At 72.5% G+C, this 20,476-nt stretch carries 19 protein-coding genes and 1 pseudogene; 4 read left to right on the top strand and 16 right to left on the bottom strand.

Annotated features, from left to right (window positions below; translation table 11 throughout):
* Nucleotides 1-8: 8 nt before the first annotated feature.
* Nucleotides 9-932, bottom strand: coding sequence for a homocysteine S-methyltransferase (mmuM, locus tag ACIGW2_RS19650; RefSeq protein WP_399844678.1), 924 nt, complete (start codon nt 930-932; stop codon nt 9-11).
* 204 nt (nt 933-1,136) lie between these two features.
* On the opposite strand from mmuM, the gene ACIGW2_RS19645 reads away from it, so the two are divergent.
* The 3 genes from ACIGW2_RS19645 to ACIGW2_RS19635 all read left to right on the top strand — a co-directional run bounded on the left by ACIGW2_RS19645 (nt 1,137) and on the right by ACIGW2_RS19635 (nt 3,770).
* Nucleotides 1,137-2,636, top strand: coding sequence for an MFS transporter (locus tag ACIGW2_RS19645; RefSeq protein ID WP_399844676.1), 1,500 nt, complete (start codon nt 1,137-1,139; stop codon nt 2,634-2,636).
* A gap of 85 nt (nt 2,637-2,721) precedes the next feature.
* On the top strand, nt 2,722-3,267 hold the full coding sequence (locus ACIGW2_RS19640) for a TetR/AcrR family transcriptional regulator (RefSeq protein WP_399844674.1): 546 nt from the start codon (nt 2,722-2,724) through the stop codon (nt 3,265-3,267).
* 308 nt (nt 3,268-3,575) lie between these two features.
* Nucleotides 3,576-3,770 carry a hypothetical protein gene (locus tag ACIGW2_RS19635; protein WP_361580801.1) on the top strand — a complete coding sequence of 65 codons (195 nt, stop codon included), beginning with the start codon at nt 3,576-3,578 and terminating at the stop codon, nt 3,768-3,770.
* A 6-nt stretch (nt 3,771-3,776) separates the two neighbouring features.
* Here the strand turns inward: ACIGW2_RS19635 and ACIGW2_RS19630 are convergent, their stop codons facing one another.
* The 4 genes from ACIGW2_RS19630 to ACIGW2_RS19615 form a co-directional block, all read right to left on the bottom strand.
* Nucleotides 3,777-4,280, bottom strand: coding sequence for a DUF6099 family protein (locus ACIGW2_RS19630; RefSeq protein WP_356061014.1), 504 nt, complete (start codon nt 4,278-4,280; stop codon nt 3,777-3,779).
* Nucleotides 4,281-4,406: 126 nt separating this feature from the next.
* Entirely contained in the window at nt 4,407-4,778 is a 372-nt protein-coding gene (locus ACIGW2_RS19625; protein WP_391653513.1) for a nucleotide pyrophosphohydrolase, read from the bottom strand.
* Nucleotides 4,765-6,147, bottom strand: coding sequence for an ATP-binding protein (locus ACIGW2_RS19620; RefSeq protein ID WP_399844672.1), 1,383 nt, complete (start codon nt 6,145-6,147; stop codon nt 4,765-4,767). Before ACIGW2_RS19620 ends, ACIGW2_RS19625 begins: the two co-directional genes overlap by 14 nt.
* 55 nt (nt 6,148-6,202) lie before the next feature.
* Nucleotides 6,203-6,634 (bottom strand): cell division protein SepF, encoded by a 432-nt coding sequence (locus tag ACIGW2_RS19615; RefSeq protein ID WP_361580792.1) that lies wholly within the window; start codon nt 6,632-6,634, stop codon nt 6,203-6,205.
* Between the two features lie 143 nt (nt 6,635-6,777).
* On the opposite strand from ACIGW2_RS19615, the gene ACIGW2_RS19610 reads away from it, so the two are divergent.
* Nucleotides 6,778-7,155: a hypothetical protein gene (locus ACIGW2_RS19610; RefSeq protein ID WP_399844671.1), complete on the top strand. Its 378-nt coding sequence runs from the start codon at nt 6,778-6,780 to the stop codon at nt 7,153-7,155.
* Nucleotides 7,156-7,382: 227 nt separating this feature from the next.
* Here ACIGW2_RS19610 and ACIGW2_RS19605 read toward each other — a convergent pair whose 3' ends face one another.
* From ACIGW2_RS19605 to ACIGW2_RS19555, 11 genes and pseudogenes are all read right to left on the bottom strand, one after another.
* Nucleotides 7,383-8,378, bottom strand: coding sequence for a phosphotransferase family protein (locus ACIGW2_RS19605; RefSeq protein ID WP_399844669.1), 996 nt, complete (start codon nt 8,376-8,378; stop codon nt 7,383-7,385).
* A gap of 25 nt (nt 8,379-8,403) precedes the next feature.
* A pseudogene (locus tag ACIGW2_RS19600) lies at nt 8,404-8,682 on the bottom strand (IS110 family transposase); the annotation flags it as partial.
* A gap of 301 nt (nt 8,683-8,983) precedes the next feature.
* Nucleotides 8,984-11,080: a calcium-binding protein gene (locus tag ACIGW2_RS19595; RefSeq protein ID WP_399844668.1), complete on the bottom strand. Its 2,097-nt coding sequence runs from the start codon at nt 11,078-11,080 to the stop codon at nt 8,984-8,986.
* Nucleotides 11,081-11,890: 810 nt separating this feature from the next.
* A complete protein-coding gene (locus tag ACIGW2_RS19590) occupies nt 11,891-12,271 on the bottom strand; it encodes a hypothetical protein (protein WP_392173524.1) in 381 nt (126 codons plus the stop codon).
* A 2-nt stretch (nt 12,272-12,273) separates the two neighbouring features.
* Nucleotides 12,274-12,951 carry a DUF5825 family protein gene (locus tag ACIGW2_RS19585; protein WP_361580781.1) on the bottom strand — a complete coding sequence of 226 codons (678 nt, stop codon included), beginning with the start codon at nt 12,949-12,951 and terminating at the stop codon, nt 12,274-12,276.
* 14 nt (nt 12,952-12,965) lie between these two features.
* Nucleotides 12,966-14,951, bottom strand: a complete 1,986-nt coding sequence (locus tag ACIGW2_RS19580; protein WP_391653520.1) for a RiPP maturation radical SAM C-methyltransferase — start codon at nt 14,949-14,951, stop codon at nt 12,966-12,968.
* Between the two features lie 19 nt (nt 14,952-14,970).
* The gene (locus ACIGW2_RS19575) at nt 14,971-16,104 is read right to left on the bottom strand and encodes a hypothetical protein (protein ID WP_399844665.1); all 1,134 of its coding nucleotides are present in this window, start codon (nt 16,102-16,104) and stop codon (nt 14,971-14,973) included.
* Nucleotides 16,105-16,229: 125 nt separating this feature from the next.
* Nucleotides 16,230-16,385 carry a thiocillin/thiostrepton family thiazolyl peptide gene (locus ACIGW2_RS19570; RefSeq protein WP_073444393.1) on the bottom strand — a complete coding sequence of 52 codons (156 nt, stop codon included), beginning with the start codon at nt 16,383-16,385 and terminating at the stop codon, nt 16,230-16,232.
* Between the two features lie 48 nt (nt 16,386-16,433).
* A complete protein-coding gene (locus ACIGW2_RS19565; RefSeq protein ID WP_073444393.1) occupies nt 16,434-16,589 on the bottom strand; it encodes a thiocillin/thiostrepton family thiazolyl peptide in 156 nt (51 codons plus the stop codon).
* A gap of 82 nt (nt 16,590-16,671) precedes the next feature.
* A complete protein-coding gene (locus tag ACIGW2_RS19560) occupies nt 16,672-17,634 on the bottom strand; it encodes a lantibiotic dehydratase C-terminal domain-containing protein (RefSeq protein ID WP_399844663.1) in 963 nt (320 codons plus the stop codon).
* A complete protein-coding gene (locus ACIGW2_RS19555; RefSeq protein WP_399844660.1) occupies nt 17,615-20,449 on the bottom strand; it encodes a lantibiotic dehydratase in 2,835 nt (944 codons plus the stop codon). Before ACIGW2_RS19555 ends, ACIGW2_RS19560 begins: the two co-directional genes overlap by 20 nt.
* Nucleotides 20,450-20,476 lie beyond the last annotated feature (27 nt).

The following is a 20,476-nucleotide window of genomic DNA, read 5'->3' as shown; positions in this document are numbered from 1 at the left end:
CCCTGGCCCTATGACCCTGCCGGGGTCTCGCCGGCCGCGAGTGCGGCGGCCAGGGCGGCGACGGCGGTGGGGCCGACGCGGCAGCAGCCGCCGATGAGGCGGGCGCCGGCGGCGCGCCAGGCGGAGGTCGTGGCGGCGGCGAAGGTGGCGCCGCCGTGCCAGCGGCGGGTGCCGGCGTCCCAGCGCTCGCCGCTGTTGGGATAGACGACGACCGGCTTGCCGGTCACCTCGGCGGCGATCTCCGCGGCGGGCCCGGCGTCGTCCGGGTCGCAGCAGTTCACGCCGACGGCGACGACCTGGTCGAGGCCCTCGGCCAGCGCGAACGCGGTCTCCAGCCGCTGTCCGGCCCGGGTGTGGACGCCGCTCACCGTGTACGAGAGCCACACCGGCACCCCGCACCGGCCGGCGGCCCGCAGCAGGGCCTCGGCCTCGTCGGCGTCCGGCACCGTCTCCAGGGCCAGCAGGTCCGCGCCCGCCTCGGCGAGGACCTCGACGCGGGGGCGGTGGAAGCGTTCGAGCTCGGCCACCGACATCCCGTACCGCCCGCGGTACTCGCTGCCGTCGGCCAGCATCGCCCCGTACGGGCCGACGGAGGCGGCGACCCAGACCTCCCGGTCCGTGCGTTCCCCGGCCTCCCGGGCCAGGGTCACACTGCGCTCCAGGAGCCGCGCCGTCTCCTCGCGCCCGATGCCGCGCCGGGCGAAGCCCTCGAAGGTGGCCTGGTAGCTGGAGGTGATGAGCACCTGGGCGCCGGCCCGTACGTAGGCGGCGTGCGCCGCCTCGATCTGCTGGGGCGCGTCGGCGAGCAGCCGCGCCGACCACAGCGCGTCGGACAGGTCGCAGCCCTGCGCCTCCAGCTGGTTGGAGAGCCCTCCGTCGAGGACGAGCGGTCCCGCGGCGAGGGCGGCGGCCAGCGTGCGTTCGGGTCTCATCGGCTCACTCCGGTGGTCGTGCTCCGCGCGAAGCCGTCCGGATCACGGCTCCCACCTGCACGGTACCTCTCCTGCCCGCCCACCCGCCGGGCGTACCCCAACCCCCTTGCCGGGCCCGCCGATTGATAACCGGGGACAGTCCCTGTATGTTCCGGAAGGCAAAACGGGGACATCCCCCGGTTAGTCGAGGAGGAGACCACGACCATGAACCGAGAGAACGTCAGGAACGCCCGGGAGAACGTCGGGAACGGCCCCGCGGCAGCCCTCGCCGGCCCGCCGGGGAGGGCTCGGCGGCCCCGCGCGGTGCTCGCCGTCGTCCTCACCCTTCAGACGATGCTGATCCTCGACGTGAACGTCGTGAACATCGCGCTGCCCCAGCTCCGACAGGCCCTCGGCTTCACCCCGAGCGGGCTGTCCTGGGTGCTCCACGCCTATCTGCTGGCCTTCGGCGGACTGCTGCTGCTCGGCGGACGCGCCGGAGACGTGCTCGGCCACCGCCGAACCCTGCTCGCCGGCGTCTCCGTCTTCACCGCCGCCTCCCTGCTCGGCGGCCTCGCGCCCTCCGCCGGCTTACTGCTCGCCGCCCGCGCCCTCCAGGGCGTCGGCGCCGCCCTCGCGGCCCCCACCGTCCTCGCGCTGATCGCCACCCACTTCCCCGACGGGAAGGAACGGGCTCGCGCGCTCGGCCTGTACGCCGCCGTCTCCGGGTCCGGCGCGGCGATCGGCCTGATCGGCGGCGGCCTCCTGACGGACTGGCTCTCCTGGCGCTGGGTGCTCTTCGTCAACGTGCCGATCGGGCTGCTCCTGCTGATCACCGCGCCGCTCGTGATCCGGGAGACCGAGCGCAGGCCCGCCCGCTTCGACCTGGCGGGCGCCCTCACCTCGACCGCCGGCACCACCCTCCTGGTGCACGGCTTCGTCCGCGCCGCCGAACACGGCTGGGGCGACGCCCTCACCCTCCTCTCCATCGCCCTCGCCGTCGCCCTGCTCGCCGCCTTCGTCCTCGTCGAGCACCGGACCGCCGAACCGATCACCCCCTTGCGTCTCTTCGCCGACCGCAACCGCGCCGCCGGCTACCTCGCCCTCCTCTGCGTGATGGCCGCCGGCAACGCGATGTTCTTCTTCCTCACCCAGTTCCTCCAGGAGGTCCGCGGCTTCACCCCGATCCGCGCCGGCCTGGCCTTCGTCCCCCTCGCCGCCCTCATCCTCGGCGCGTCCCACGTCGCCGCGAAGCTGCTGCCGAGGACCGGGCCGCGGACCCTGACCGCGGCCGGGGCGGCGGCCATCGGCATCGGGCTGCTGTGGTTCGCGCGGATCACCCCCGAGTCCGGCTACCCGAACGCCCTGCTCGGCCCGATGCTCGTCTCCGGGCTCGGCATGGGCACCCTCCTCGTCGGCGTCACCACCGTCCTCATGTCCGGTGTCGCACCGAAGGACACCGGTGCCGCGTCCGGACTGCTCAACGTCATGCAGCAGATCGGCGGAGCGCTCGGACTCGCCCTCATGGTCACCGTGTTCGGCGCGGCCCGCCGCGCCGCGGCCGACCACCTCCCGGCCGGCCTCGACCCCGAGGACGCCGCCGACCTCGTCCTCACCGAGGGCGTCACCACCGCCTTCCTCTGGGCGGCCGGATGCACCGCCCTGACCGTACTGCTCACCGCCCTCATGAAGACCGCCCGGAACCACGAGGACACCGCCGGATAGCATGCGGAGACGGTTCCCGCCCGGACACGACCGACCGCGCCCGGGCGGTGCCGCACGGAGCCGTATGGGGAAGGGGCCACGTCCGGTGCGCGCAGACGCCCGCCGCAACTACGAACGGCTGCTGGCCGAGGCCCGGAAGGCCTTCGAACAGCACGGCATCAACGCCTCGCTGGACGACATCGCCAAACAGGCCGGCCTGGGCAACGCCACCCTGTACCGCCACTTCCCCACCCGGGAAAGCCTGTTGGAGGCGATCCTCCGCGACAGCCTCGCCGAACTCGGCGACACCGGACAGACCCTGCTCACCACGGAGTCCCCCGGCACGGCCCTCACCACCTGGGTGCGGGCCGCCGTGGCCCACACCACCATCTACCGTGGGCTCGTCACCGCCCTGATGGACAGCCTGCGGGACGAGACCTCCGAACTGAACAGCGTCTGCACCGCCATGCAGTCCACCGGTCGGCGCCTCCTCGAACGCGCCCAGCAGGCGGGCGAGGTCCGCACCGACACCACCTCCGCCGGCCTCTACGCCCTGATCGCCGCAGCCGCCTGGACCCGCGAACACGCCCCCACCGAAGCCGACCAGGTCCTGACGGTCCTCCTCTCCGGCCTCACCACGCGACACCCCTGACCACCCACACCCGGCACCCTGGCGGCCGGGCGGCGCACCCCGCGCTCCGGCACCGTCCTCACCCCGACCGGCGCTCCCACCCCCATCCCCGTCAACCGATTCGTCAGCGCGTGATCCCGACCGGCACGCGCGGGTGAATATCCACCCGTCGGGCGGGCCGCGTCCCCGTGGGCCAGTGACCGGGGGGTGGCGGGCGTCGTTGGCTCGGGCGGAGCCGGACCGCCCGGCCCGCGTGCCGGCGGGTGTTGCCGGTGCGTCGCTCTCTGGTGGGCCCGCTCCGGTGAGGTCCCCGGGCCGAGGAGGCCGTCATGTCGCAGGAAGCCGCACCGGAGCAGTCCGTGCCGTCACAGGCGCCGTCGGGTGGCGCCCCGAAGGGGCTGCTGCAGCAGATGGAGGAACTGATGGCGGCGCTGACCGCCGACCTGTCCCAGCTCGACGCCGACCTGCAGTCCTCGGCCGGCGGCCACGCCGCACCGCCCCGGGCCGGGGACGCCCCGGCCTGAGGCGTCTCAGCGCGGGCCCGGGGACGGGCCCGCCCGGCCGCGGGCCGGGTCGGGCGGACGGTCCCGCTCACGCTCCCGCACGGCGAGCCGGCGGAGCATCGCGCGGACCCGGTCGCCGGCCTCGTCGGCGGCGTCGATGGCCTCGATGCACTGCCAGTACAGCCCCTCCTCGTCGGTGGCGCAGGCCACGCCGACCAGGGCGATGCCCACCTCGCCGAGCAGCGCGCCGAGCGCGGTCAGGGCCGCGCGCGCGTCCGCGACGCCCGTGAGCCGGGCGGCGCGCGGTCCGCCCGTGCGCAGGGCGGGATGCTCGACCGTCCCGCGCGCACCGCCTATCTCGCTCAGCCCCCGCGCCTCGGCGCGCAGCTCCATCGGGCCGCAGGCCGCGAGGTGACTCCCTATCGCCTGGGCGAGGGTCTGGGCCTGCCAGGCCTCCGCCACGATGTCCAGCGCCACGCGGCTCTCCGCCAGCGCGTGCCGCCCCGTCGCGATCAATCGCTCCGCTTCCATCAACGCCGCCCCCGTTCCCCGGACTTGCCGCTCACTCATTCCATTACCCAGCGTGAGGCGCCCTGAGCGCGAACACCAGGGGAATTCGGAAATCTGTGGACAGGAATCTCCTTGGGGAAAACTCGATCACTCCGAAGAGTGACGATCAGGGTCCTCGGCGCTTCCCGAGGGCCTCCGGCGGGCCGGGAAACGCAGTTCGTTGCGCTCGATCTTGGCCGAAAGGGCGGTCAGCGGGTCGATGCCCAGCACCTCACAGAACTGCAGCAGATAGGCGAGGACGTCGGCCACCTCGTCGCGGACCCGGTGCGCGCGCTCCGGGTCCGCCATGACGTCGGCGGCCTCCTCCGGGGTCATCCACTGGAAGATCTCCAGGAGTTCGGCCGCCTCGACGCTCAGCGCCGCGGCCAGGTTCTTCGGTGTGTGGTAAGGCTGCCAGTCGCGGGCGGCGGCGAACTCCGCGAGGCGGCGCTGCAGTCCGGGGAGGTCATGTTCGGTCACGCCCCAGGTCTACCACCGTCAATCCCGGTACCACCCCCGGTGCCAGGGGCGTCTCGCCCGTCGTCGCGACCAGCCGCATGTGGCCGGCCGCGCAGATCTCGCCGGCGAGCGCGAGGAGCGCCCGCGTCTGGCGGGCGTCCAGGCCGCGGTCGAGGCCGTCGGCGAGGACGGTGAGGGTCTGCATGGCCTGGGGGACCTCTTCGGCGGGGTCGACGGCGAGCACGGCGGGCCCGGTGAGCAGCACGAGACCGAGGGCGAGGTAGCGCAGTTCGCCGTCGCCGAGGCGGCCGAGGGGGGTGGTGGGGCCGGCCGCGCGCGGGGTGCGCTCCAGGACGGCCTCGACGAGGGAGCCGTCGGCCGTTTCCCGTAAGCCGAGGGCCGCGACCGGGCCGGTGCAGCCCGCGGCGGCGAAGGCGGCGAGACGGGCGTGCCGCCGGGGGCACTCGGTGGCGGTGCGGTGCAGGACTTCGGCGAGGTTGCGGCAGTCGCGGCGCAGCCGGCCGGCGCTCGCGCCGATCGGGGCGGGGGCGCGCATCCGGCGCGGGAGGGGGTCGCAGGGGAAGATCGAGCGGAGTCCGACGACGACCTGTTCGGCGGCGGCGAGGACGTCGCGCTGGCCCTGGGTCTTGCCGGCGACGCGGAGCGGGAGGAGGGCGGTGGCGAGGAGGTCGTCGGGGAGCGGGGCGCGGGTGACGGGGGTGCTGCCGGCGGTGTGCCACTCGGCGTGGACGGTGTTGCGGCGGGGGTCGCGCAGGGCGGTGGCGAGGAGGGTGCGGCCCTGGCCGGTGAGGCGTTCGCCGACGATGCGCAGGGTGGGTTCGACCTGGACGGCGAGGTCGAGTGCGACGGGGCCGGCCGGTCCGTCGACGGTGCATCCGATGCGGAGACCGCGCCGGCCCTGGGCGTCGGGCCGGGAGCGTTCGGGGACGCGGTGGACGGCGTCGGGCAGGGCTTCGTCGAGGTCGGCGCCGGAGGCGAGCCGGGCCAGGGCCTCGTAGGCGTCGAGGGCGGTGCTCTTGCCGCTGCCGCTCGGTCCGCGCAGCAGGGTGACGGGGCCGAGCGGCAGCACGGTGCCGCGGTGTGGTCCGAAGGCGGAGAGCCGCAGTTCGGTGACGGTGGGCCGGGCGGCCGGAGCGGCGGCGGGAACGGCGGCCGGGCGGGTGGCGAAATCGGCGGCGAGTCCGTCAGGAGTGCGGTCCGCGGGGCTTCCGGCTGCGCCGTCCGGCGCCCCTGCGACGTGGGGTGCGGGGACGCGGGGGTCTGGGGCCGGGCCGCGGGTCCGTCCCTGTGGGGGGACGAACCCGGCGGCCGGAACGGTGGCCTCGGGGTGGTGCGCGCGGTCGGGGGCGGTGCCGCCGGTGGTGGTCATGCCCGGACCGTACGCAGCCGCCCGCACGCCGAACCGTTACGGCTGAGCGACCTTCCTACGAACGGGGGACCGCCCCCTCCACCAGCTCTTCCGCGTCCTCGGCGTGCGCGTCGGCGGCGCCCTCGACCTCGGTGCCGGCGGGGGCCAGCAGGAAGACGTTGCGGTCGACGCGGTGCATGCCGCTGCCGAGTCCGAAGACCACGCCGCTGCTGAAGTCGAGGATGCGCTTGGCGACCTCGGTGTCCGCGCTCGTCAGGTCGAGCAGCACGGGGATCTGGGCGATGAGGTACTCGGCGACCTCGCGGGCGTCGGCGAACACCTGCACCCGCAGTACGACCATGCGGCGCTGTTCGGCGGCCCCGTACTGGTCGGGGATCGTGCGGTGGTCGACCCTGGACGGCCATTCGTCCCGGCCGCGCAGGGGCACGACCTGCGCCAGGCCCTCCCACTGCTCGTCGGTGACGTCGTACCTCTCGTACCTACTCATGCGCCCATCCTCCCGTTACTCACCCGTTCGGCCCAACACCGACACGAACCGTCTCGCCCGTTTCGTACGCGACGGGGCGGGTCGCACGCGGCGGCGGAGGTCTTATGATCTCCCGCCGGCCCGGACGACCACCGTGGGGGGAAATGATGGACCGAACGCACGCGAGACCGGACGACCGGCTCGCCTCCGTCTTCCGGTTCGCCACCGAGCTCGTCGCCTGGGTGGCGACGCCGTGGGCGCTCGCGGGGACGTCGTGGCTGCTGGCCGCGCTGTCGGTGGTGGTTCTGATCGGGTTGCCGACGGTCTTCGCCACGCCCGGCGACAAGGCGCAGGCGATGGTGCCGGTGCCGGGCGCGGTGACGATTCTGCTGGTGCTGCTCCAGCTGACGGCGGCGGTGGTGTCGGCGTGGCTGGTGTGGCCGGCGTGGGCGGCGGTCGTCGTGTCCGTGCTGGCGGCGACGACGCTGGTGACCGAACGGCCCCGGTGGCGCTGGCTGCTGACGTCGGCCCGGCACCCATGAGCCGCGCCGTTTCCTGAGCCGTACGCGGGGCGGCCCCCGGCCCCCTGTGAGACATCTCAGGGGGCGAACAAGTCAAGCGACGCCTCGGTATTCGGCTTGCGGACCATGAGGCGAGCACGTTGCACCCTTACGATCTCGGCTCGCCTGGAAGACGGGTGGTTCGAATGTCCCGAACGACTGCCTGCATGACGGGGTTGTTCTCTTGGTCGCAGGCCACCGACCCGGCTTCAGGCGTAGCGTTCGAAAAGCGCCTGGAGGTATCCCTCCAGCCGCCTGGTCAGCACGGTGGGGGTCAGATTGGCACGGCCCACTTCGCGCCATGGGACGGCGACCTTCTCCGCGTCAGGAGCGAAGGCCAAGGCGTCCAGCAGACGCCAGTAGAGATGAGAAGCGTGATCTTCAGCCAGCGTCCCTCCCGCCGCAACGTAGAGGTCGGCGAACTGCATGCCCGCGCAAACCCCGTGCAGCAGGGCGAGGGCTGTCGAGCAATGGGCCACGTCCAGGTCGGCCGGTCCCCACGAGGTCTCCACCCAGTCGACGACGCCGCTGATCCGCAATCCGTCGCCTTCGCCGTCGCCGTCGCCGGTGAAGAGGACATTGCCGGGATGGAAGTCCCGGTGCAGGAAGCAGGCCCGGTAGTCCGGGGGCTCGCGGCGGATCACGTCCACGGCCCGTTGCCACAGCTCGGGCCGCTCGGTGTCTTCGGGCGGGTTCACCCGCTCGGGAGAGGTCCACGCCTGATAGGTGCGAGGCCGTGCCTCTGCGGTCACTGGCAGCCGGTGGATGCGCAGCAACTGACGGGCCAGCAGTTCGGCACGCCGGTCGGCGCCCTCGTCACCCAGACGCACGGTCCCGGGCAGCAGGGACATCAGCAAGGACGGATGGTCGCAGTACTGTGCTGTCGGGTCCACCGCCACCAGCCTGGCCGCGGGCACATCCGTGCTGCCGAGCAGGCGCAGAATGGCTGCCTCGCGGGTCAGCAGGCCCTCCGCGTGGCGAACGTAGAAGGGCTTGACGAAAGACCGCAGGACCAACGACCGTCGACCGCCCGGCCCGCAGATGTCCAGACGGCGCATTTCCGACGTCCAGCCGCCACGCAACCTCGAAACGTCTTCGATGCGTTCTGCCTCGGTGAGCCCCTTCTCCACCCAGGCACGCGTTGCACCCCAGCCCTGGTCCTCAAGATTGTCACCGGTGTGCTCGGTTCCCTCGCCCGCAACCATGGGGGCAGGCTACTCACTTATCCGACAGGATCTCGCTGTCGGTGTGCTCCTTGAACGCGGCTTCGGCGGCCATGGTGAGGTCGTCCGCGGCCTGGCAGGCGGCATCCAGCTGCTTGAGCAGAGCCAGCAGCTGTTGGCCGAACGCGTCCTCGACGGCCGGGCGATGCCGGGCGTACTCGGAGCGGAAAATCTCCCGCAGGCGCGCTGTCTCGGTGTCGAAGGCGCGGGTGCGGCCGCCGCGCTTGAGGGCGGCGCGCAGCTGGGCGAGGGTCAGTTTCGCGGCCTTCGCCGGCGTCCGCGTCATCACCGCGAGGTGCGGACGATGGTGGGGTCCGTGGCCGTGGCGAAGGCGCCGGGTCTCACCGCTCCAGGTGAAGGCCTCGCGGGCCAGGCTGACATGAGGCGTTGCCCGACGCCCACGACACCGCCACGGATCCCACCGGTGGACAGCGGCGCCAGTCCCAGAGCGGGTCTCCAGGACCATGCGGGCCGAAGGCGGTCCGCTGCCCGTCGTCGACCGCTCACCCAGCCCTTGCGAAGACCGGACTGAGCCGCCCACACCCCGGCTGAGGGAGGGCCGGGGGCCGCTGTGCGGAGAGAGGGCGTCAGGGGCAGCTGACGCGGATGTCGCCGGGGTCGGTGGTGCAGGTGTCGGTGCCGTAGCCGCCGTTGGCGGTGTCGTTGCCAAAGACGCCGTCGGTGGTGGTGAGGCGGTCGTTGCCGTAGTAGCCGGTCAGGGTGTCGTTGCCCTGGTTGCCGTTGAGGGTGTCGTCGGCGAAGCCGCCGTCGATGTTGTCGTTGCCGTATCCGCCGTGGACGGTGTCGTTGCCGTATCCGGCGCGGACGGTGTCGTCGCCGCCGAGGGCGCAGATCACGTCGTTGCCGTAGGTGCCGGTGAGGGTGTCCGGGCCGCTGGTGCCGACGAGGGTGCAGCCGCGGCCGTTGGTGACGGACGTGGTCGCGGTGGCGGTGTTGTTGCCGGTGGCCGGGTCCTGCTCGGTGGCGCTCGCGGTGGCCCGCTGGGTGAGGGTGCCGGTGGTGCGGGGCTCGGCCGTGACGGTGACGACGGCGCTCTCGCCGATGCCGAGCGAGCCGAGGGCGCAGGTGGCGCTGGTGGCGGTGGTGGTGGTGCAGCTGCCCCGGGAGCTGGTGGCGGAGATCAGGGTCGCGCCGGCTCCGGAGAGGGTGTCGGTGAGGGTGACGCCGGTGGCGGCGGCCGTGGAGGCGGTCGAGTTGGTCACGGTCACGGTGTACGTGGCGCGGTCGCCGATGTTCACGGTCGTGGTGCCGGTCTTGGTCACCGTCAGGTCGGCCTTGGGGGCCGGCGGCGGGGGCGGCGGGGTGCCGCCGCCCTCGTAGCGGGCGAGGGCGAGGGCGAAGCCGGCTCCGTAGCCGGCGGCGACGACCTTGCCGTCCGGCTGGACGAGCACGGCGCGCGCCTCGTCGTAGTCGCCGAAGCCGGTGACCACGAAGCCGTCGCCGGCGAAGCTGGTGTCGGGGGCGCCGGTGGTGGTGAAGCGGGCGACGCCGAAGTCGTTGGCCTCGGCGCTGTTGGGGTCGTCGGCGATGCCGGCGACCACGATGCGGCCGTCGGACTGGAGGGCCAGGTCGTTGGCGGCGCCGCCGTCTCCGGGGAAGGCGACCGAGGTGCGGCCGGCGGTGCCGAAGCCCGTGTCGGGGGTGCCGTCGGCCTGGTAGCGGAGCAGGGCGACGCCGGCGCCGCCCGCGCCGGTGGCGACGATCTTGCCGTCGGGCTGGACGGCGACGGCGTTGCCGAACTCGGTGCTGCCGAAGTCGGCGGTCACCATCCCGTCACCACTGAAGGTGGTGTCGAGGCTGCCGTCGGTGTTGTAGCGGGCGATGCCGATGTCGAAGGCGGTGTTGCCGACGTAGCCGACGAGGACGGGCTTGCCGTCCGGCTGGACGGCCATGCGGCGGGCGATGCCGCTGCCGTCCTGGGGCGAGGCGGCCGTGAATCCGGCGACGACGGCGCCGTCGCCGCCGAGGCTCGGGTCGAGGCTGCCGTCGGGGTTGAGGCGGACGAGCGCGAAGCCGCCGCCTCCGCCCTTGCCGGCGGCGACGATCCGGCCGTCCGGCAGCAGTGCCACGTCGGAGCCGTCGGCGGAGCCGCCGAACTCGTCGACGCGGACGAGTCCGCCGTTGCCGAACCCGCCGTCCAGGCTGCCGTCGGGGTTGTAGCGCGCCACGGAGAAGAAGCAGCAGCCGCCGCCCTCTTCGGGGATCTCGGTGGTGCCGGCGATCACGATCTTGCCGTCCGGCTGGACGGCGACGCCGTTGGCGGACTGGCCGGCGCCGCTGTCGAAGGCGCTGGTGACGATGCCGTCCCCGCCGAAGGCGGGGTCGAGGCTGCCGTCGGGGTTGTAGCGGGCGAGCGCGAAGCCGGCCTCGCTGGTGCCCACGACGACCAGTTTGCCGTCGCCCTGCCGCGCGATGTCGTGGCCTTCCGCGTAGCCGGTCACCGGGGTGGTGACCCGTCCGCCCTGGCCGAAGCCGGGGTCCAGGTCTCCGGGTGCCGCGTGGGCGGTGCCGGGCAGCAGCAGGGCGCCGGCCAGGCCGAACGCGAGCAGGGTCGCGGCCTTCCGGGTGCCGGGGCGGCGGCGCCGGTGCGGCGGTCTCGGGTCCGGGTGATCCGGGTGGTCCTGGTGATCCGGGTGGTCCGGGTGATCCGGGGGCGGGGTCATGCGGGTGCGAACCTCCGTGTCGCGCGTACGGGACGCGCCCACCCTTCCGGGCGCGCCGTCCCGCTCCGCGTCGGCGGTGCCGCGCTGCCTCCCACTGGCCCCGCCGGATCCACTCCCGGGAGGGAGCGCGCGGGAACCGGCCCGCGCCTGCCGTCCGGGCGACCCGGGCCGGATCGCGGGGCCGGATCGCGGGGCCGGATCGCGGGGCCGGTGTTCCGGGCGGCCTCGAAATTGATCGACGGTCAGGTCACGGAAGCCGCGCGGGACTTCGATGTCGTAGTGGTCCTCGGCGGAGTCCCGGCGGCCGTGGCGAAGGCGGACCCGCCGGCGGTGACGTCGGTTCGGAGCGGTACGGCCTAGATCCGCAGGATCGACAAGGAGGCGAGATCGGGCGGCCGGGGTGGCGGCGCGTTCGGGCGCAGGGCCGCGAGGAGCGGGCAAGCAGGCGGAGCGCCCGGTACGGCGGGCGTCGGTACGGCCGACATCGGTACGGCCGGCATTGAAGGCGAGCCGGGAGGCCCCGCCGGCGACGGTGAGCCCGGCGGGCACGCCCCGGGAGCGGCGCGTTGTCGTGGCGGCGCCGGTGATCCGGACGCGGACGGTGCCGTGCGGGCCGGGCAGGGAGAGGGACACGTCGCCGGCGGCGGCGCCGGAGGCCGTCAGGCTCAAGAGCGCAAGCCCTCGGCGCGGAGCGTCAGCTCGGCCACGGGGTGACCCGGCCCGGCGGCGAGGCCGTTCCCCGGCAGGGCACGCGAAAAGGGCCCCACGAGTGGTGGGGCCCTTTCGGGGTGTGCTTCCGCCGGACAGGGCCTAGGCGACGGCCTCCGGGTCCGGCGCGGACGGCTCCGGGTCCGGCTGCTGCTCCTCGAAGGCGCGGCCGATGCCCGCGAAGGAGTCGATGACGCTGATGCCCTCGGCGATCGCCTCGACCGCGAAGACGCTCGTGGTCGTCGGCGGATAGCCGATGAGCTCGATCGCCTTGCTGACCGACAGCGGGTCCTGCATGTTCACGCCGTCCCAGAGGTACACCGCACCCCAGTAGCCCTTCTCGGCGTCCGCGAACCAGGTCTTCAGTTTCATGCCCCGGAGCGTGGAGAAGGCGTCCACCGCGTAGTCGCGCAGGTACTCCCGCAGGCTCTCGACCGTGGCCTTCGAGTTCTTCAGGTTCCACAGGACGATGCTGACGTACACGCTCACACCTCCCAGGACGGCGCGGCCCAGCGCCGCAGCCGGTACGGCGCCCACCAGACGCCGTCGCCGATGCGGACGGCCAGGTGGTGCTTCTCGAACACCGCCATCGCCGGGGCCGGCACGGCGTCCTCGCCGCGGTCGGCGGCCAGCGCCTCGACCGCCGAGACGTAGGCCTCGTCGGCGACGGTGAGCCGGCGCAGTCCGCCCTTGCGCCGGTCCCGGATCTGGAGGAAGCCCGGTCCGCGGCGGAAGAAGCAGCGGCCCACGTGATAGCGCGCCCGCCAGATCCGCAGCGCCTCTGCACCGCGCGGGCCCTCGATGAACGACGGCGGGAAGAGGTGGCTGAACACCCACCACTCCGGGCCCTCCGGCGCCGTCATCTCCGCCCGCCAGTCCACCTCCACGCCGTAGCTGGTGAGGTCACGGACGAAGGAGAGCACCGGGATCATGTGTTCCGTGCCCGGGCGTCCTCCGAGGTCGACGACCGGCTCGATCGACACGAACCGGACCCCGGACTCGTAGATCCGGCGTGCCTCGTCCGCGATGTCCGCGCCGAGCACCCGGTCCCCCAGGTGCATCCCGGGCAGCGCGCGCACGGCCGGGCTGCCGTGCCGCCACATCGCGAACCGGACCTGGAACCCGCTGCCGGGAAGCGTCGCGGCCTCGTTCATGGTCTGCATGACGAATCCCTCCCTCACACCGCTACGGAATCGGCGGACTTCTCGGACTCCGCGGGCCGCACCGGCTCGCCGACCGGCCGGCCCACCGGCAGGGCCGCGAGTCCCTGGCCCACCCGGATCTGCATCAACCGCTGGTTGCGGTCCCTGGTGACGACGTGGATCATCCGCCCGTCGTCCGTGAAGAGCAGGCCCAGTTCGTTCAGCCAGCGGTCCACCACGGCGGCGACGTCCGCCTGCCCGAACCGCTTCGCGCACTCGCGCTCCAGGTAGGCGAGCGTCCTCGGCTGGTCGAGCATCCGGAAGAGCGCGATCTCCAGCTCCGAGGTGAGCTGGACGACCTCCCAGTCGAAGCCCGGCCGGGTGTTGGTGAGCGTGATGCCCTCGTCGGTCTCGAACCACGACAGCTGGCTGTGCCAGTGCGCGTCGCGCCAGGCGTCCATGCCGGCCCGCAGCTTCCACGCCATGTCGTTGCCGATGCCCTGGTGCGTCGCCTTGAAGATGTAGGCGATGTCGAAGAGTTCCTTCTCGGGAAGGTCGTAGGTGAGCCCGTACTGCGGGGCCGCCCACCGCTCCTCGAAGCCGAGCGAGGGGTTCTCGAAGTACGGGGCGAAGCGCTGGACCGCGAGCCGGTCGTCGCCGCCCGCCGGCTCCAGGTGGTGCAGCTTGGGGAACTGCTCGATGATCTTCTCGTAGTCCTCGTCGGTCTCCCCGGGGAAGCCGTAGAGGTACGCCCACGCCACCGTCAGGCCGAGCGACTCGGCGTCCCGCAGCACGCGCACGTTCAGGCAGCCGGAGACGCCCTTGTCCATCAGCTTGAGGACCTTGCTGTTCAGGCTCTCGATGCCGGGCTGGACGCAGACCACGCCGCCCTTGGCGATGACCTCCAGCTGCTCGTACCGCATGTTCGCCTTCATCTCGTACATCAGGCGCAGGTCGAGGTCCGCCTCGGCGAGCCGCGGGAGGAGCGAGTCCAGGTAGGACATGTCGAGGATGTTGTCCACGATCATCACGTCGAGGATCCGGTGGCGCCGGGTGAGCGAGACCAGGTCGTCGAAGAACTGCTCCGGGCGCTTGCTGCGGAACATCATGCTGGCGCCGTTCAGCCCGCAGAAGGTGCAGTGGTGCTTCTCGCCCCACCAACAGCCGCGCGAGCTCTCCAGGACCAGCCGGGGCTCCAGCCAGAACCGGGCGTGCGACTTCCCGAACTGCTCGACGTACTCGTCGTAGTGCGGCAGCACCATCGCGGCCGGCGGCAGCGGCTTGGTGCTCACGGGGTTGTGCACCGAGGTGCCGCTCGGGTCCCGCCAGCACAGTCCGGGCACCGTCTCGAAGGCCGGCTCGTCCGCGACGAGCGAGCGCAGCAGCCCCGGCCAGGCCAGCTCGCCCTCGCCGCGCACCACGTAGTCGACGAAGTCGAAGTTGCGGTGCAGCGCCTCGCCCATCGAGCCCTCGCAGTTGGCGCCGCCGAACACGGTCACCGTCCCGGGCGCGAGCTCCTTCACCCGCCGGGCCACCGCCATGGAGGCGGTGAGGGTCTGGAAGGTGGTGGTGAAGCCGACGATCTCGGGCTTGCCGGCGACGATCCGGCGGGCCAGCTCGTCGGTGAACTCCTCGACGTGCTCGTGCAGCCAGAGCGTGGTGCGGATCCGGCTCTCCTCGGTGTTTCCGTGCGCCAGTTCCTGGCCGTGCACGGTCTCCGACTGCGGGCCGAACTGTTCCAGGAACTCCGGGACCTTCCACTTGGGGTCGTGGTAAAGGGCCGAGGAGAACACCCAGTCCCCGGTGCCGATGTAGCAGCTTTCCAGGTCGTAGTAGCGGTAGTCCTCGTACGTGAAGTCGGGGCGCCGTGAGGTGATCCAGTCGACGAAGTCGAGGTTTCCGTACACGACGTCGACCTCGGCGTCCGGGAATTCCTTCAGAGTGAGGCTCTTGAGCAGGCCGAGCGCCACCGACGGAAAGCCGATCGGACTCCACGGCACGTTGACGAGCGTGATGCGCATGATTCTCCCCCGCTGATTCCTAGGTCTGCTGAACGATGACTGGGGCGACCGGACGCCGCCGCGCGATTTCCCGGGCGACGGAATCCAGTCCGTGCGCCAGCTCCTCGGTGGTCATTCCCGAGACCTCCTCGTTGGCGCGGGCGAGGACGTAGCAGAACAGGAACCGTTCGGCCAGACCGAATCCCATGGTGTGGAGACAGCTGTAGAGCAGGCTCGCCTGCACCCGGTACGCCAGGAAATCCGAGCTGCGGTGCAGGAGTTCCGACATCTCCGGGGACAGCTTCTTCGCGTGGAAGGCGCTGGGCGGCAGATGGTCGTCCGGGTTCTCGTGGAAGTCGTCGAGGGTGCGCCCGGAATGCGTGATGCGCCCGGCGCGGCATTCTTCCCGTACGGCTCCGAAATGCTGCCGTACGACCCGCGCCCAGGGGGCGGCCGGCTCGCCGCCGGGCGTGGCGTCGGGCGCGTCCGCGCAGGCGCGGATGAGGTCCCGGACCCGGGGGCCGAGCCGTTCGTAGAACGCGGCGCAGCGGCGCTCGAAGGCCTCGGGGTCCTTGGCCAGCGCGTGCTTGGCGCCCTCGTAGTGGGAGCGGTAGCTGAGCATGCGCAGGGCGAGCAGTTCGCCGAAGCCGCGGGAGGAGAGCCGCCGTTGCTCGGATTCGGCCACGGTGGCCGCCGCGTTCGCGACCATCAGGTCGAGCGCCGGCACGTACGCCCGGGTCTTGTCGGCCGGGTCGTCGCCGAGGGCCGAGACGGTCGTGACGAGCAGCGGGGACACGGCGCGATAGAGGCGCTTGGCGACGGCGTCGACGCCCTCGCCGCCGATGCCGGAGTTCCACAGCGGTGAGGGGATCTCCTCGAAGGGCAGCTCGGCCACCTCCGGCCGCAGGCCGTGGGCCCCGGCCGCGTCCCGGACCCGGTCGCGCGCCTCGTCGGCGCCGGCGGTGTCGGACTGGAGGCTGAGCTGGAGGCAGTCGCGCCCGTCGGCCCGGTCCCAGGTGCGCACGGCGTAGTAGTCACCGGGCCAGGCCGGCCGCCGCGGGCCGAACAGGTCGGCGAGGAAACCGCGGATGCGCCCCGTCACCGTCGCACCCCCCTGGTCGAGGGGGCCGAGGGCGTCGAGGGGGTCGAGGGGGACCGTCACGAAGACGTGCACACGAACCAACCTCCACAGAAACGTTGCACCTTGCCGAGGGGGCCGGAGCCCCCTCGCGTGGCCGCCGCCGGCGGGCGCGCGTTCGGTGAACGGCGCCCGGCGGCGGCGACCCGTCTAGCCGCCGGTCAGGACGACGAGGACGAACACGAGCTGGTCGTGCAGCCGGTGGTCGTGGTCGACGCCGCCATGGCCTGCGAGAGCGTCTCGTCGCTGTAGTTCGAGTCCTCGATGAGGTCCGAGATCTCCAGCGCGTTGAGGTCGAGCTCCTGCGTGGAATCCATTCGAATTCACCTCCCTTTAGGGATCCGGAAAAGGTCTTCGTCGTCTGGTCAGGACGACGAGGAGGAACACGAGCTGGTCGTGCAGCCGGTGGTGGTGGTCGAGGCCGCCATCGCCTGCGAGAGCGTCTCGTCGCTGTAGTTCGAGTCCTCGATCAGGTCCGAGATCTCCAGCGCGTTGAGGTCGAGCTCCTGCGTGGAATCCACTTGGAATCACCCCCCTCCGTGATCGCAATTTCACCGTACCAGAACCGGTCGGCGGCTTGGGAAGCCCTGTCGCGGAAAAATTTCACGCCTCTTCGATTTCCCCGAGGGCGCGGCGGATGACATGGGCGAGGAACGCCTCGGCGGACGGCAGAATGCCGAGGCGATTGTTGGTCGTGTGGATGTAGTTGGCCAGGCAGTGGACGTACGGGGTTCCCTCCAGGGCGATTTCGGTGACGTCGCCGCTGGTCAGGCCGGCCCTCTCGGGCGCAGAAGTCCTGTCGTCCTGGGCCGCCCGGGCGGAATTCAGAGCCCTGGCATAGGTGTCGTGGAAAACGTCGGTGGCGCCTTCGAGCCAGACCGCGCGACACATATTCTGCACTCTGCCGCGGGTTTTCTCGTAGAGCCCTTCCCATTGTTCGTCATATCCGGGAGGGACCCATCTGCGCCAGTCCTTCTCGTAATGCCCGAGGAACTCCCGGCTCTGTGCCGGGTCCATTCCGGAGCCTCTGAGGGACATGGCCATGACGCGGATGGCCGGGCCGGCCGGCGAGGCGGCGAGCTGCCGGTCCGTCATGCCGCCGAGGAGGTCGAGCACCGCGGTCGAGGTCGAGCGGAAGAGCTCCTCGGCGACGCGCAGTCCGGTGGTGCCGCCGTACTTCGCGTACTCGGGCGCGTACTCGGCCCGCTCGACGGTGCCCGCCGCCCTCACCTCCACGGGTCTGGCGCCTTCGAGTTCGGCCAGGCCCGGCTGGTGGGAGGCCTGTTGCTCGTACTCGACGGCCTGGGCGGGGTCGAGGGCCGGCACCGCCGCGGCGAGCGCGTCCCGCACCGCTTCCACCGTCCCGGGCGGGGCCTCGTGGAGCCGCAGCCTGATGTGCGGGCCGCCCTGCCAGTAGCGCAGGTACCAGAAGCCGTTGCGCAACCCGGCCTCGTCCATGAGGGGACGGATCACGTCCCGCAGGAAGCGGGGCTGCAGCGACATCGGCAGGAAGACGTGCAGCGGCGCCCACTCCCGCGTCCGGCGTTCAGTCTCGGTAGAGCTCAAGGAAGAACTCCTCTGCCGCGGCCGGCCCGGGGCCGCCGTACTCGTCGGGGGCGGGCACGCACTCCCGGATGGACACGTGGACGTCGTCCCTGGTCAGCGCCGACTTGGCGAAGCTGCGGACCAGGTACGGATTGCGGAAGTCGACGTACATCGGCTTGTGGACGCTGGCCCGGGTCAGGTGCCGGAAGTCGGACCAGTCCCGCGGGATCTCCTCGACCAGGCCGGACAGCAGGTTGTACTCGTCCAGGCGCTGGGTCAGCACGAACGCGTGCTGCGGCAGGCCCCGTTCGCGACGCCATCGGTCGAAGCGGAGCAGCGCCGGGTAGTCGTCCTTGCTGAGCTCGGACAGCTCCGGTATCTCGCGCGCCGGCACCGTCCAGGTCCGCCGGCTGGCGACGACGTCGCCGACCACGAGCCGCGGTGCCGAACCGGGATAGCCCTGGTGGCCCATGGCCCGGCCGATGTCGTCCATCGGCGCGTAGTTGTAGCGGATCGTCGGGCTCAGCACCTCCAGCAGGTTGTAGAGGACCGGCACCACGATCGGGAGCATGAAGTTCATCGGGGCCAGGTGCACCCGCTCGTCGAGCTCGGGGTCCCAGAGCATCAGACCGCGCGAGGCGTGGTCGATCCGGATCGCGAGTCGGTCGAGGCTGTAGGCCTTCATCTCCGGTGCGGTGGGCCAGGTGCCGGGGTAGTTCAGGACCCGGTCGGTGAGCGGCGGGTGCAGGTTGAAGTTGAGGCCGGCGACCATGTTGAGGTCCACCTGCCCCGGGAACGCCTTGCGCAGGTGCTCCCGGACGGCGGTCCGCAGGGTCCAGTCCTCGACGGCGGACCCCTGGACGAAGGAGCTGAAGCGGGAGAAGTAGACGCCGTAGCCGGTCAGGACGCCGTTGACGACGATCTGCGGCGACGCGGCGGGGGTACGGGCGCCGGGGCCGGGGCTGGTGCCGGGACGGGTTCCCGGCTGGGTGCCGTCGGCGAACTGGACGCGGAAGGTGATCGACTTCGGGTCGACGCAGTCCTCCACTCCGGCGCAGGCAGCGGTGAGCTCCTCCGGGCTCATCCGGACCACACCGTCCTCGGGCACCAGCCGTTCGCCGATGTCCCGCAGGGCCTCGGCGCGCTGCGCGACGAAGTTCTTGGCGGCGGCCGACTCGTGTCCCCAGAACACCGCGTCCTGCTCGCCCTCCGAGAGCGAGACGAGCCGGTCGAAGAAGGGCAGGAACGGCACGGTCTCGCGGTCGCCGAAGGCGGTCGTCGCGAAGTGGTACATGCCGAGCCGCTTGGTGTGTCCGTAGTCGAGCAGCGAGGACAGGCGCCACAGGCTCTCCAGCGCGGGCACGCTCGCGGCCACGGCGTCCTTGCTCCAGGTGGCGGGCCGGTCGGGCGTCCACAGGTCCTCGTACACCGGCGCCCGGGAGATCTCCGGGGGCGGCGGGTCCATCTCGCAGACCTCGGCCACGTCGGTGAGGGCCTGCCCGGCGGCGCTCAGCAGCCGCCCGCGCTCCTCGGCGGGTGCGTCGGAGAGCCTGGTCTCCAGCTCGCGCAGGGTGTCGAGGTGCCCGCTCAGGAGCCGTACGGGCCGGGTCGTCCCGGCGCGCAGGGCGCCGGCGACCTTCGCGGAGTAGTCCGGGCCCTGCTCGTCGAAGCCGGGGCTGACGTACAGCAGCTCGATCCGCATCATGGCCCGCAGGGCCTTCCTGCTGGTCGCGTCGCTGCCGGTGAGCCGGGTCAGCGCGCCGAGCACCTCCGGCACCGTCGCCGTGCCCCCCGCGAGCACGTCCAGGAGGCAGTCGACGACCCGGTCCCGCTTGAGCCGCACGATCGACTCGGCGAGGCCGTACTCGGAGGAGTCCGGCACGAGGCCGATGAACTCGATCCGGTTCTCGTCCACCCTCAGCGAGGAGTTGAGCAGCACCTTGAAGAGGTCGATGCCGCCCTCGACCCGGCGCACGCCGGCGGCCAGCCAGTTGACCAGCACGCGGTTGAGGGTCGCCGTCGAGTACGTACGGGGCTCGGACGCCGGGGCGCCGGTGTCGGTGCCGGTGCCGGGCGGGGCCTTCGATTCCGAGAGGTCCGGCAGGTCCCGGAGGTCCGGCAGGTCCGGCAGGTCCGGGAGGTCCGGCGGGAAGGCGCCGACCTCCGTGAACCGGCCGAAGGGGGACGGCTTCAGGGCGGCCCGGTAGGCGAAGTTGACCAGCGAGGACTCCAGGACCCGGGCGCGGCTCGGCTTGACCTGGCCCATCTCGCCCGAGGTGTAGCGGCGCAGGCTCTCGTAGAGCTGGTCGCCGGAGAGCTGGATGCTCCGCGCCATCGCGTCGTGGTCGAGGATGCGGGCGAAGCTCGCGCGGGCCGAGCGCATCCGGGCGTCGAACAGCTCCCGCGCCTCGTCCTCGCACCGCCCGGTCCGCTCCACCAGGTCGAACCAGGCGCGCAGCGCGCCCAGGGTGTCCGCGTCGAGGTGCGGTTCCACGGCAGCGAGCCGCCGGGCCGCCGGCTCGGCGCGCTGGTTGAAGACGTCACGGCGCAGCCGGACGAGCTCGGCGCGCACGGTCGCGTCCGCCGTCGGCACGAGACCGGCCAGGCGGTCGGACACCTCGCCGGCGCGCCGCGCGCACTCGTCCCGGAGCCGCCGGCCCTCCTCGATCCGGGCCCAGGGCTCGTCGAACCGCAGCTCGTCGAGTCCGGCCACGGGCAGCCGGCTGCGCCGGAACACGACGTACGGGCTGACTCTCGCGGTGGAGTCCGTGCCGGGGGCGGCACCGGATCCGGGGGTGGAACCGGCGCGGGGCCGGGCGGGTTCATCCGATCGCACGAAACGTACTCCTCGTCTTACCGTTTT

Source organism: Streptomyces sp. NPDC053541 (genome assembly GCF_044544705.1).
Taxonomy (GTDB): Bacteria; Actinomycetota; Actinomycetes; order Streptomycetales; family Streptomycetaceae; genus Streptomyces.
The sequence above is the reverse complement of the archived record's forward strand: the minus strand, read 5'-3'. Positions and strand labels throughout refer to the sequence as shown.

Coding starts and splice junctions, on each gene's coding strand:
- ACIGW2_RS19595 (WP_399844668.1), bottom strand. CDS start 11,080: ATGACCCCGCCCCCGGATCACCCGGACCACCCGGATCACCAGGACCAC.
- ACIGW2_RS19570 (WP_073444393.1), bottom strand. CDS start 16,385: ATGGATTCCACGCAGGAGCTCGACCTCAACGCGCTGGAGATCTCGGAC.
- ACIGW2_RS19610 (WP_399844671.1), top strand. CDS start 6,778: ATGATGGACCGAACGCACGCGAGACCGGACGACCGGCTCGCCTCCGTC.
- ACIGW2_RS19620 (WP_399844672.1), bottom strand. CDS start 6,147: ATGACCACCACCGGCGGCACCGCCCCCGACCGCGCGCACCACCCCGAG.
- ACIGW2_RS19615 (WP_361580792.1), bottom strand. CDS start 6,634: ATGAGTAGGTACGAGAGGTACGACGTCACCGACGAGCAGTGGGAGGGC.
- ACIGW2_RS19645 (WP_399844676.1), top strand. CDS start 1,137: ATGAACCGAGAGAACGTCAGGAACGCCCGGGAGAACGTCGGGAACGGC.
- ACIGW2_RS19605 (WP_399844669.1), bottom strand. CDS start 8,378: ATGGTTGCGGGCGAGGGAACCGAGCACACCGGTGACAATCTTGAGGAC.
- ACIGW2_RS19630 (WP_356061014.1), bottom strand. CDS start 4,280: ATGGAAGCGGAGCGATTGATCGCGACGGGGCGGCACGCGCTGGCGGAG.
- ACIGW2_RS19635 (WP_361580801.1), top strand. CDS start 3,576: ATGTCGCAGGAAGCCGCACCGGAGCAGTCCGTGCCGTCACAGGCGCCG.
- ACIGW2_RS19580 (WP_391653520.1), bottom strand. CDS start 14,951: ATGCGCATCACGCTCGTCAACGTGCCGTGGAGTCCGATCGGCTTTCCG.
- mmuM (WP_399844678.1), bottom strand. CDS start 932: ATGAGACCCGAACGCACGCTGGCCGCCGCCCTCGCCGCGGGACCGCTC.
- ACIGW2_RS19585 (WP_361580781.1), bottom strand. CDS start 12,951: ATGCAGACCATGAACGAGGCCGCGACGCTTCCCGGCAGCGGGTTCCAG.